Origin of the sequence: Streptomyces sp. NBC_00091 (assembly GCF_026343185.1) — a bacterium.
Lineage (GTDB): Bacteria > Actinomycetota > Actinomycetes > Streptomycetales > Streptomycetaceae > Streptomyces.
Map to the genome: position 1 here is coordinate 121577 of NZ_JAPEMA010000003.1, position 12073 is coordinate 133649.

Consider the following 12073-nt stretch of genomic DNA (forward strand, 5'->3'; position numbering starts at 1 on the left):
CCGCCGTTGCGGGGGGGGCGGGGAGTCGGGTCACGTCAGGTCAGTACGGGGACCCGGTCGAGGTCCAGGGAGCGGCCCTCGTCGGTCCGGGCGGCGAGTTCGGCCGTCAGGGCGGCCGTGAGCGGCTCCGGCAGCGGACCGGGACGGCCGTGCAGGCGTCCGGTCAGCCGCAGCAGGGCGGCGCGCAGCCAGGCGGTGTCCCCGAGGAAGGGGTCGCCGCGCCGGTGGGCGGCCCGCCAGGTGCCCAGGCAGGCGGCGGCCGCGTGCAGCAGGGCGCACCGCTCGGCCAGCGCGAAGGTCTCGGGGCCGGCCAGCGGGCCGCGTTCGCGGGGCGGGATCCGCCCGCTGTCGGCGGCGAGCTCGCGCAGGGCGGCGGCGGGCGCGGTGAGGGCGGGTTCGGCGCGCAGTTCGGGCCAGTCGGGGGCGGCGAGCAGCAGGGCGCCGAGGTCGTCGCGGCCGGCCGCGGTGAGCGCGAGGGCGTCGGGGTCGAGCGCGCCGAGCGGGGCCGCCGGCTCGAAGAGGGCGGCCGGGGGCTGGGCCGGCTCGAGCCAGGCGCGGCGGGCCAGGCCGGGCAGCTGGGGGATGACGGTCAGCAGGCAGGCGGTGGCTCCGGCGTGCCCCAGGGCGATGACCGGAAGGTCCCGCAGGTGCTTGCCGAACAGGGCGTGCGGTCCTTCGCGCAGGTAGAAGCGGGCTCCCAGGACCACGGACAGCCCGGCCATGGCGTCGGCGAGCAGCCGGGGCACCAGGTACTTGGTGGTGGCGGTGTGCAGGGAGGCCTGGCCGGGCAGCAGGTGCAGGGCGCGGGCGGCGGTGGTGGCCAGCGCGTCGGCGGCGAGCAGGTCGGCGTAGGCGGCGGCGAGGACGGAGGCGGCGTGCGGCAGGGCGGCGACGGTGGTGCCGTAGAGGCGGCGTTCGCGGGCGAAGCGGGTGACGGTGCGCAGGGCGGTGTCCACGGGGGCGACCGCGAGGCCGGGCAGGACGGCGCGGGTGATCTGGAAGGAGCGCAGGGCGTGTTCGGCGCCGCCGCCCGCGCGGCCGAGCAGGGTGTCGGCGGGGACGGTGGCGTCGTCGGCGCGCAGTCCGCCGAGCCGGACGCCGCGGACGCCGGAGGTGGGGGTGCGGGGCAGGCGGCGCAGGCCGGGGGCGGCGAGGTGGCCGGGTTCCAGGAGGAGCAGGGAGTGGTCGCGGGGGCCGCCGGCGTCGTCGGTGCGGGCGAACAGCACGGCCGCGTCGGCCCGTTCGATGTTGTTGATGAGCTGCTTGGTGCCGCTGAGGCGGTAGCCGCCGGGGTGCGGGTCGGCCCGGAAGGCGTTGCGCATCAGGTCGTTGCCGTGGGCGGGCTCGTGGTAGGCGACGGAGAGGCGGCCGCCGGCCAGCAGCAGGTCGGCGGTGCGCCGGCGCTGGGCCTCGCCGCCCGCGGTCCATACGTTGACGGCGGCCATCAGGGAGGTGACCCCGTGGCCCAGGCCCAGGGAGACGTCCCGGCGGAAGACGGGGCGGAGCCTGCGCACCAGGGCGTCGGCGGCCCCGAGGCGGCCGCCGAGGGCGGTGGGCACGAACTCGGCGTGGAAGCCCCAGGAGCGCAGCAGTTCCTCGCCCCGGGCGAGGAGTTCGCCGCGCTCGTCGGCGGCGAGCACGGCGGCGTCGCCCAGGGGGTTGGCCGGATCGCGGGGGTCGCCGAACAGGGTCTCCAGACAGGGCGGGGCGGTGTCGGTGGTCGTGGCGGCGGTCGCGGTGGTGGCGGTCATGCGCGGGCTCCTTCGGCGAGCCGGCAGGGGAAGAGGGAGAACAGCGCGCCGTCGCGCTCCTGGCGCCACAGGTGGGCCAGCAGGGCGTCCTCGTCCGCGCCGTCCGGCGGCTGCGGCGCGCCGAGTTCGCCGAGCAGGCGGCGCAGTACGGCGCGCAGCCACAGTCCGTCGCTCCACAGGCCGTCCTCGGCGTGCTCGCCGGTGGCGTACGGGTGGGAGGCCAGCCAGAGTCCGGCGGCGGCGGCCCCGTGCAGGCACCGGGCCCAGTCCTCGGCGGTGCGGAAGTGCTCGGCGGAGGGGGTGCGGGAGGCCGGGGGCAGGGCGGCGAGCCGCGCGTGCACGGCGGCGGCCGTGCCGGCGAGCCGCCGTACGAGCGCGGCGCAGTCCGCGAGTTCCGGGCGCCGGCGGGCCAGGGCCTCGACGTCGTCGGCCACGGCGGGCAGGGCGCGCAGGGCGGCGCAGCCGCGGCGGGCGACGAGGTCGAGGCCGGCGGGGTCGAAGGGCGGCAGCGGGCGGGTCAGGTCGGTCGCGGCGCCGGGCTCGCCGGCGGCGCCGCCGCGGCCCGGGGCCCGGGCCAGGAGGGGGAACTGCGAGACGATGGCGTGCAGGTTGACGACCGTGCTGCCGTCGAAGAGGGCGACGATGCCCGCGTCGCGCCGGACCTTCTCGAAGCGGCCCTGGGCGTGGGCGTCCGGGCCGCTGAGCAGGGAGCGGGCGCCGAGCAGTTCACCGAGGGCCGCCACGGAGGCCTCGGCGCGGACCGGCAGCAGGTACTTGACGGCGGCGCTCAGCGCGGCGAGTTCGCCGGGCGCGGTGTGCAGCGTACGGGTGGCGACCACGGCGAGGGCCTCGGCGGCCAGCTGGTCGGCGTAGGCGTCGGCGAGGACCCGGCGGGCGCGCGGCAGCTGGTCCAGGCGGCGTCCGTAGAGCTCGCGCCGGGCGGCCCAGCGGACGGCGATGCGCAGGGCGTGGTCGCCCGCGCCGAGCGCGAGGGAGGCGCACAGGGTGCGGGTGAGCTGGAGGCCCTTGAGGACGGTGGCCAGGCCCGTGCCGGGCGCGCCCATGCGGGCCGAGGCGGGGAGCGGGGCCGCGTCGAAGGCGATGCCGCTGATGTCCGCGCCGCGGATGCCGAGGGTGCGGACCTTGGGCAGGGTGCGGTACGTGCCGGGCGGCAGGGCGTCCTTGTCGGCGAGCAGCACGTCGAAGGCGCGGCCGCCGGCGTCCGGGTCGGGGTCGGTGCGGGCGAGCACGGCCACGAGCCGGCCCCGGGTGGCGTTGTTGATCAGCCACTTCTCCCCGCTGAGCCGGTAGCCGCCGTCGCCACCGTCGCCACCGCCGTCGCCGCCGTCGCTGTCGCCGTCGCTGTCGCCGGGCCGGAACGCGGCCGTGACCTCGCCCGCCATCAGGTCGCTGCCGTGGTCGCGTTCGGTGAGCCCCCAGGCGACGGCGTCCCCGGCGAGGATGCGCGCGCCGAGGGCCCGGGCCTGCGCGTCGTCGGCGCCGACCCAGGCGCAGACCGCGCCGAGGAAGGTCTTGCCGTGGGCGACGGCCACGGTCAGGTCGCGGCGGGCCACCATCCGGACCAGCTGGAGCACGTCCTCGTACGAGGTGAGCCGTCCGCCGTGGCGCTCGGGCACGTAGTGGTGGTGCAGCCGGAGCGAGTCCAGGAGGGCGCAGGCGGCCTCGGGGAACTCCTCCGCCGCGTCGAGGGCGCTGCCGCGGGCGAAGGAGAACGGCCGTGCGGGATCGTGGGGGTCGCCGAGGGACCGCTCGAAGGCCTCGGCGGCGGCCAGGGGTGCGTAGTGCACGGTCGTGTCTGCCCTTCCCCGGGCGCTGCCCGGGTCAGCCGGTGGCCACGCCAAGTGCTGTGGCCGGAAAGGTTTGCCGGGGGGCGCTGCCCGGCGAACCTTTCCGGTCACAGCGCTAGGGCGGCCATGAGGTCGTGGAGCTCGGGTTCGAGGTCGGCGTGCAGGGGGGTGAGGCGGCCGGCGAGGAACAGCTCGCGCATCCGGCGGCGCCGGATCTTCCCGCTGGTGGTGCGCTCGACGCCGCCGCGCGGTACGAGGACCACGTTGGCGCCGCGGATGCCGAAGTCGCCCGCGAGGGCGGCGAGCAGCCGCCGGGTGTGTTCGGCGCCGTCCAGGCTGCCCCGGGCCTCCTGGACCACCACGACGTGTTCGCGGTGGATGTCGACGCTGAAGGCGGCGGCGGTCCCGGCCGCGGGGTGCAGCCGCTGGGCGGCCGCCTCGATGTCCTGGGGGTAGAGGTTGCGGCCGTTGACGATGAGGACGTCCTTGAGGCGGCCGGTCACGTACAGCTCGCCGTCCCGCAGGAAGCCGAGGTCGCCGGTGCGCAGGTACGGTCCCGCGCCGGTGGCGGTGTGGCCCTGGAAGGGGTCCTCGTCGCCTTCGGCGGGCGGCCGGAAGGAGGAGGCGACGCTGCCGCCGGCCGCCCAGATCTCGCCGACGTGCCCGTCCGGGAGCGGGGTGCGGGTGGCGGGGTCGACGATGCGCAGGTCCGTGCGGAGCGGGGGCCCGCAGGAGACCAGTTCGCGTCCGGTGCCGGGGGCGGCGGGCACGGCCCGGTGCCGTTCCAGCTCGCCGGCGTCGAAGTGCGCGGTGTGCGCGCCGCTGCCCGCCGGGGGCCCGGAGATCAGCAGGGTGGCCTCGGCCATGCCGTAGACGGGGGCCCAGGCCTTGGGGTCGAAGCCGCAGGGCGCGAGCCGTTCGGCGAAGGCGGCCAGGGTGGCGGGACGGACCGGTTCGGCGCCGTTGAGGGCGACGCGGACGCAGGACAGGTCGAGCCCGTCGAGGTCGGCGTCCCGGATCCGGCGCAGGCACCAGTCGTAGCCGAAGTCGGGGGCGACGATGACGTCGGCGCGGTGCCGGCTGATGGCCCGCAGCCATTTCGCGGGCCGCAGCACGAAGGTGGCCGGCGCGGTGAAGGCGAGGTCGAAGCCGGCGTACAGCGGCTCCAGGAGCATGCCGACCAGGCCCATGTCGTGGTGGTGCGGCAGCCATCCGGCGATCGTCGCGGTCCGCGGGCTGCCGAGGAAGCGGCGGATGGACTCCAGGTTGTGCAGGAGGTTGCCGTGCGTGATGGCGATGCCCTTGGGGGCGCTGGTGGAACCGGAGGTGTACTGGACGTACGCGAGGGTGTCCCGGTCGAGGCGGGGCGCCGTCCAGGCCTCGGGCGCGGGCAGTTCGGCGGCGTCGGTGGCCAGGCAGGTGACCCGGTCGTCGAGCCCGCTCTCGCGCAGCCAGCCGGTGAGCAGGTCCAGGTGTCCGGCGTCGGTGAGCAGCAGGGTGATCCCGGCGTCGGCGACGATGCGGGCGGCCCGCTCCAGGGCGCGCGGATCGGTGAGGGGCAGCGGCGCGGGCACCGCGACCGTGCGGGAGTACAGGCAGCCCAGGAAGGCGGCGAGGAACTCCAGGCCCGCCGGGTACATCAGCAGGGCCCGGCTCCCCTCGGCGCCGAGGCCCTGGAGCCAGGCGGCGCGGGCGGCGGCCCGGGCGTCGAGTTCGGTGTGGCTCAGGCGCTGTTCGCCCTCGGGCGTGCCGTCGCCGAAGGTGCACCAGCGGTCGGCGCCGCCGTCCGCGGCGCGCCGCCTGATGCGGTGGGTCAGCGAGGCGTCGCCGCCGCCCGTGTCCTGGTCCGCCATCCGCTGCTCCCCCATGTGCTGGCTGCTCCCCTGTCGTACGGCCGGCCGGCGCTGCGGCCGCTCGGCGGCGGTGTCGGTGCCGGTGCCGCGGCCCGGTGTCAGTCCTGCGGCCCCGCGGGGCCGGTGCCCGGGCCGGGGGCCGGGTGGCGGGGTGAGGACTTGCGGACGGATCCCGGCGCGGCGCGCTCCGGGCGTCCTCCGGCCCGTTCGGAGGAGGCGAGCTGCCAGGGGACGCTGGTGACCATGACGCCGGGCTGGAACAGCAGCCGGGCCTTGAGGCGCAGGGCGCTCTGGTTGTGCAGCAGGTTCTCCCACCAGCGGCCCACCACGTACTCGGGGATGAACACCGCGACCACGTCGCGCGGGTGGTCGGTGCGGAAGCGGTGGACGTACTCCAGGACCGGGCGGGTGATCTCCCGGTACGGGGAGTCGAGCAGCTCCAGCGGTACGGGCATGCCCGAGCGGTCCCATTCCCCGCGCAGCTGGGCGGCCGCGTCCGGGTCGACCGAGACCGAGACGGCCTGGAGGGTGTCGGGGCGCAGGGCGTGGGCGTACTCCACGGCCCGGATGGTGGGCTTGTGCAGCTGTGAGACGAGGACGATGACGTGCATCCGGCCGGGGAGGGTGGCCACCGGCTTGTCGTCGTCGGGTTCCAGTTCCTCCGCGACCCGGTCGTAGTGGCGTCGGATGACCCGCATCAGCGCGTAGAGGCCGGCCATGGCCAGGCAGACCAGCCAGGCGCCGCTGACGAACTTGGTCGCGAGGACGACGGCCAGCACCAGGCCGGTGATGCAGGCGCCGACGGCGTTGATGGCGCGGGCCCGGCGCATCGCGGTGCGGCCGCGGGCGTCGACGGCGCCGGGCAGCAGCCGGTTCCAGTGCCGGACCATGCCGATCTGGCTGATGGTGAAGGAGACGAACACGCCGACCGTGTAGAGCGGGATGAGCTGGGTGACGGCCGCGTCGTAGGCGTAGATGAGCAGCGCGGCCGCGGCGGCGAGGATGACGATGCCGTTGCTGAAGGCGAGGCGGTCGCCGCGGGTGTGCAGCTGGCGCGGCATGAAGCGGCTGCGGGCGAGGATCGAGCCGAGCACCGGGAAGCCGTTGAAGGCGGTGTTCGCGGCGAGGACGAGGATGATGCCGGTCATCACCGTGACGAAGTAGAACGCCGGTGAGAAGCCCTCGAAGACGGTCTTGGCAACCTGGGCGATCACCGGGTGGGGGACGCCTGCGTCCGCGCCCGTGACCGGATCGACGAGGCGGCTGCCGTGCGCCGGGTCGGCGAACTTGGCGCCCGTCTTGTAGGCGAGGGCGGTCACCCCGACGAACATGGTGACGCCGAGGACGCCGAGGAGGACCAGGGTGGTCGCGGCGTTCTCGCCCTTGGGCCGGCGGAAGGCCGGGACGCCGTTGCTGATGGCCTCCACGCCGGTGAGCGCGGTGCAGCCGGAGGAGAAGGCCCGCAGGACGAGGAAGGCGAGGGCGAATCCGGCGAGGCCGGCGCTCTCTCCCTGGATGGTCAGGTCGGCGGTCTCCGCCCGGAGCTCGTCGCCGCCGAGCATCCGTATCGCACCCCAGACGATCATGCCGAGGACGGCGAGCATGAAGGCGTAGGTGGGGATCGCGAACGCGGCGCCCGACTCGCGGACGCCGCGCAGGTTCATCAGGGCGATCAGGACGACCACCGCGATCGCGGCCTCGACGCGGTGGTCCCCCAGGAAGGGGATGCTCGCGCCGAGGTTCTCCATGGCCGCCGACACCGATACGGCGACGGTCAGCACGTAGTCGCACAGCAGCGCGGCGGCCACCATCAGGCCGGAGCGTTCGCCGAGGTTGGTGTTGGCCACCTCGAAGTCGCCGCCGCCGCTGGTGTAGGCGCGGACGTTCTGCCGGTAGGAGGCGACGACGGTCAGCAGCACCACCACCACGACTCCGGCGATCCACGGGGTGTAGTGGTACGCCGCGATTCCAGCCACGCCCAGGGTGAGCATGATCTCCTGCGGCGCGTAGGCCACGGAGGAGAGGGCGTCGCTGGCGAAGATCGGCAAGGCGATCCTCTTGGGCAGCAGTTGGCCGTGCTGCTGCTCGCTGCGCAGCGCGCGTCCCAGCAGAACCCGCTTGGTCAGGTCAGTAATGGTGGACACGTCGACCGATGCTAGGCAGTGGCCGCGTCCCGCCCCCTCCCCTTCCGGCCCCTACGCGACCCCTACGCCGGGGAAGGCGCTCTCGAGGCTGTCGAACTGCAGGCTCATGGGCAGGTCCTGACGGCGTGAGATGCCGAGCTTGCGGTAGGCGCGGGTGAGGTGCTGCTCGACGGTGCTCACGGTGACGTAGAGCTTCGCGGAGATCTCCCGGTTGGTGTAGCCGTACGCGGCGAGCGCGGCGACCCGCCGCTCGGACTCGCTGAGCTGCTCGGTCTCCGGGGTCTCCTCGGTGCGCTGAACGGGCTCGGTGCGCTGTTCGGTGCCGGTCTGGCCCGGCATGATCTGCCCGCACAGCGGCACGGCCCCGCAGTCGGCGGCCAGGTGCCAGGCCCGGCGGGTGACCATGCCGGCCCGGGTGCCCTCGCCGAGCAGCAGCAGGGCGCGGCCGAGGTCGGCGAGGGCCTTGGCCAGTTCCAGCCGGTCGCCGGAGCGGCTGAGTTCGTCGACGGCCCGGGTGAGCAGTTTGGGGCGCTGGCGCAGTTCGGAGGTGGCCGCGCGCAGCCGCAGGGAGACTCCGCGGACGCGGGGGCTGCGCACGCCCGAGGTGGCGAGCTGTTCCACGACGAAGCGTTCGGCCTGGCGGTGTTCGCCGAGCCGCAGCAGGGCCTCGGCGGCGTCGGTGCGCCAGGGGAGCTGGCGCGGCCGGTCCAGGCCCCAGCGCTGGGCGAGCCGGCCGGCGTCGAGGAACTCGCCGAGCGCCGCGCGGTGGCGGTGGGTGGCCAGGTAGTAGTAGCCGCGCGCCCTGAGGTAGTTGAGGGCGTAGACGCTCGAGAAGAGCTCCTCGGGCACGGGCATCTGGAGGCGGCGGGCCACGGCGTCGTAGCGGCCCATCGCGGTGAGGGCGGTGACGAGGGTGGCGACGGGGCCGAAGAGGAAGAGTCCGCCCCGGTCGGCGACGGCGTCCACGGCGGCGGAGGCCTCGCGTTCGGCGCCGGCGAGGTCGCCCAGGCGCAGCAGCGCCTCGGAGTGCACGAGCCCGAACACGGACTGCCAGCCGGGGGAGCCGGCGGGCTGGGTCTCGGCCTGCAGGCGCCGGCACCAGACGACGGCCCGGTCGGGGCGGTCGGCGTGCACCAGGGTGCGGACGGCCTGGACGATGGGGTCGAAGGTGGCGTGGGCCAGCGGGGTGCCCGTGAGAAGGCGCTCGGCGGCCTGTTCGTCGCCGGCGCCGTCGGGGTGGGTCCACAGGGCGGCCGAGGAGCGCAGTTCGGCGGTGCCGGTCCGGGCGGGGCCGCCCGGGTGGTCGCCGGGCGCGCCGGGGCCGGCGGCCGGGGCGGAGGGGGCCGCGGAGGCCGCGGCGGGGGGCAGTGCGAACAGTTCGCGCAGCGGGTCCTCGCGGGTGGTACGGGCGGCCGCGCGCGGGTCCGCCATGCGTTCGAGGGCCTCGGCCGCGTCCTCGATGCGGCCCTGGGCGACGAGCAGCCGGGCGAGCCGGCCCGCCGCGGCGGGGCCGAGGGCGCCGCGGCGCAGTGCGGCGAGCGGGCCGTCCAGGTGGCGTTCGGCGGCGGCGGGGTGCTTGCGCCAGGTCACCGCGGCCAGCTGGAGGCCGATCTCCCAGCCGGTCTGCTCGTCGGCGCACAGGGTGCGGGCGAGTTCCAGGCAGGCGGCGGCGTGGTCGCACTCCTCGTCGTCGACCAGGACCTGGAGGGCGGCCTCGCGCAGGACCTGGACGGGCCAGTCGCCGCGCGGTGCCTCCTCCGGGCCGGCGCCGGCCTCGGCGGCGGCGAGCAGGTGCGGGGCGACGGCGGCGGCGCGGGCGCCCGACTCGTGGAGCACGTGGGCGGCGCGGGTGCGCAGCAGGGCCAGCTCGTGCCGGGAGACTCCGTCGAGGACGGCGGCGGCGACGGCGGGATGGCGCAGGCGGCCGTCCTCGGTGAGCCCGGAGGCCTCCAGGGCGGCGGCCGCGCGGGCGGCGGCGGTGGGGCCGGTGCCGGCGAGCCGGGCCGTCAGTTCGGGGGTGGCGTCGTCGCCGAGGACGGCGAGGGCCACGGCGAGCGTGCGGGAGTCCGCGCCGTCGCGGTGCAGGCAGGTCAGCGCGGCCTGGGTGAAGGGGCCGCCCGGTGCGGGTTCCGGCCACCGGTCGGCGGGGCCGCGTACGGAGCGGGGCCGTTCGCTGAGCAGGGCCCGCAGCAGCAGCGGGTTGCCGCCGGTGGCGCCGTGCAGCCAGGCGGTGTCGGCGGCGGTCGCGGGACGGCCGGTGTGGTCTTCCAGCAGGGCCGCCGTCCCCGGCTCGTCGAGCCGCCCGAGCAGGATCCGGGTGAAGCCGGGGTGGCGCAGGAACTCGGTGCGTGCGAGCGGGCTCTCGGCGTGCTCGTGGGGCGCGTCGGCCAGCACCAGCAGGAGCCGCTCGCCGCGTACGGCGCGGGCGACGTCCAGCAGCCGGTCGAGGGAGGCGGGGTCGGTGTGGTGGAGGTCGTCCACGCACACGACGACCGGAGTCCGGTCCGCGGCGGTGCGCAGCGCCTGGATGAGCTCGCGTCCGCCGAGCGGCTCCCGGCCGGCGGCTTCGGCCGGGAGGGTGCCGGTGGGCAGGGTGTCGGCGGGCAGTCCCGCGGTCAGCTGGCGCAGGACTCCGTAGGGGACGTCGCGCTCCTGGGCGGAGCCGGCGGCCCGGAGCACCAGGGCTCCGAGCCGCTCGGCCCTTTCGGCCACGTGCAGGAGCATTTCCGTCTTCCCGCAGCCCACCGCCCCTTCCAGGAGCACGACGCCCGCCGTTGCGGACGTACATGCCGTCAGCGCGCCTTCGAGCTGCGCGCACACGTCTTCCCTGCACCTGAGCCTCATGGTCCGCCCCCTCCGCATTGCTTTGCCTCGAACCGCAGCAAACGATGCCTTGAGAACCGCTGGGGCCGACCGGCTTCGCGCTGGCCACTAGTTGCCCGGCAGGAAATGCGGCAGGAATGATCACGCCCTTTTCGGGGGTGGACGGGGTGCGGGCAGGTGCGGCGTGCTACGCGCCGGTCAGGGCGGGTGCTCCGGTGTCCTCGGCGGCGGCGATGACGGCCCGCTCGGCCGGGCTGAAGGGAGGGCCGTCCAGTTCGGTGAACGCGCCGGCCGCTCCCGCCTTGCGCAGGGCGGCGACCAGGTGCGGGGACTCCAGGCTGGCCACGGGCGCGGCGAGCGAGGTGACCTGCATGGCCGCCGCGTTGACGACCGGGTCGTACAGGGCGGCGGTGCCGAGCAGGTCGGCGAACTGCTGGGCGTCCTGGGGGCGCGGGGCGATCCGCGGGTCCTTGGCGTGGTTGCGGGTGCCGGGGTAGCAGATGTCCTGGGTGGTGGCGAGCAGCCACGGGTCGTCGACGACCTTGGCGACCGCGTGCCGGGCGGCGTCGGCCGTGCCGTCGCCCAGGCCGCCGCGGGTCAGGGCGGTGTCCAGCGCGCGGGCGCTGAGGGCCGCGCAGCTCATGCCGTGCCCGTAGACGGGGTTGAAGGCGGCGAGGGCGTCGCCGAGCACCAGCAGGCCCTCGGGCCAGGTGGCGAGGCGCTCGTAGTAGCGGCGGCGGTTGACGGTGGAGCGGGATCCCTGGACGGGGCCGAGCGGTTCGGCGCGCTCCAGCAGGTCGGCGATGACCGGGTGGCGCAGGCTGCGCGCGAAGGGGATGAACTCCTCGTCCCCGGTGGGGGGTTCGGCGCCGCGGGTGCCGGCGAGGGTGACCAGCCAGCGGCCGCCCTCGATGGGGACGAGGGCGCCGTTGCGGCCGGGCTCGCCGGTGGCGGGGTCGGCGGCGACGTTCACCATCGGGAAGGTCTCGGCGCCGGCGGGGGCCTGGTAGACGCGGGTGGCGTAGGCGATGCCCGTGTCGACGACGTCCTCCTCGACCTCCGGCAGGCCCAGCTCGGGCAGCCACTTGAGGGTCTGGGAGGGGCGCCCGCCGGTGTCGACGACGAAGTCGGCGGCGAGCTCGCTCTCGTGGCCCTCGGCGTCGCGCAGGCGCACGCCGGTGACGCGGGCGGCGGAGCCGGTGAGGCCGGTGACGCCGGTCTGCTGGCGCACCTCGATCCTGGGGTTCTTCAGCGCCTGCTCGCGGACCACCCAGTCGAGCAGGGCCCGGCTGGCGGTGATCATGAACTGGCTGCCGGGGAAGCGGGTCTGCCAGCCGTACGGGGTGAACCAGACGATGTCGCGCGGCAGGTAGAGGCGGTGGGCGCCCTGGTCGGCCAGCTCCTTGAGGGTGCCGGGCAGCAGGGACTCGATGGCGCGGGCGCCGCCGGACCACAGGAGGTGGGCGTGGCGCGCCTGGGGGACGCCCTTGCGCAGTTCCGGCCCCTCGGGGAACACGTCCCGTTCCACCACGGTGACGCGGTCCACGTGCCGCGCGAGCACCGCGGATGCCAGCATTCCGGCCAGGCCGCCGCCGATTACTACGGCGCGTGTTTCTGCGGTCATGAGTGCGTGACCCTTCCATCCGTCAGACGCCTTGCGCACCGTCGAATTCGAATTCCCGGGAGCCGGTGCA

General features: G+C 76.0%; 6 protein-coding genes. All 6 read right to left on the reverse strand.

What is annotated here, in order from left to right:
* Positions 1–35 precede the first annotated feature (35 nt).
* Positions 36–1751: an acyl-CoA dehydrogenase gene (locus tag OOK34_RS31825; RefSeq protein WP_267037612.1), complete on the reverse strand. Its 1716-nt coding sequence runs from the start codon at positions 1749–1751 to the stop codon at positions 36–38.
* The gene (locus tag OOK34_RS31830) at positions 1748–3559 is read right to left on the reverse strand and encodes an acyl-CoA dehydrogenase (protein ID WP_267037613.1); all 1812 of its coding nucleotides are present in this window, start codon (positions 3557–3559) and stop codon (positions 1748–1750) included. Before OOK34_RS31830 ends, OOK34_RS31825 begins: the two co-directional genes overlap by 4 nt.
* A 107-nt stretch (positions 3560–3666) precedes the next feature.
* The gene (locus OOK34_RS31835) at positions 3667–5427 is read right to left on the reverse strand and encodes a fatty acyl-AMP ligase (protein WP_267037614.1); all 1761 of its coding nucleotides are present in this window, start codon (positions 5425–5427) and stop codon (positions 3667–3669) included.
* 83 nt (positions 5428–5510) lie between these two features.
* Complete coding sequence (locus tag OOK34_RS31840) at positions 5511–7556, reverse strand: APC family permease (RefSeq protein WP_267037615.1); 2046 nt, start codon at positions 7554–7556, stop codon at positions 5511–5513.
* A 51-nt stretch (positions 7557–7607) separates the two neighbouring features.
* Positions 7608–10400 carry a LuxR family transcriptional regulator gene (locus OOK34_RS31845; protein ID WP_267037616.1) on the reverse strand — a complete coding sequence of 931 codons (2793 nt, stop codon included), beginning with the start codon at positions 10398–10400 and terminating at the stop codon, positions 7608–7610.
* A 166-nt stretch (positions 10401–10566) separates the two neighbouring features.
* Positions 10567–12003, reverse strand: a complete 1437-nt coding sequence (locus OOK34_RS31850; RefSeq protein ID WP_267037617.1) for an NAD(P)/FAD-dependent oxidoreductase — start codon at positions 12001–12003, stop codon at positions 10567–10569.
* Positions 12004–12073 lie beyond the last annotated feature (70 nt).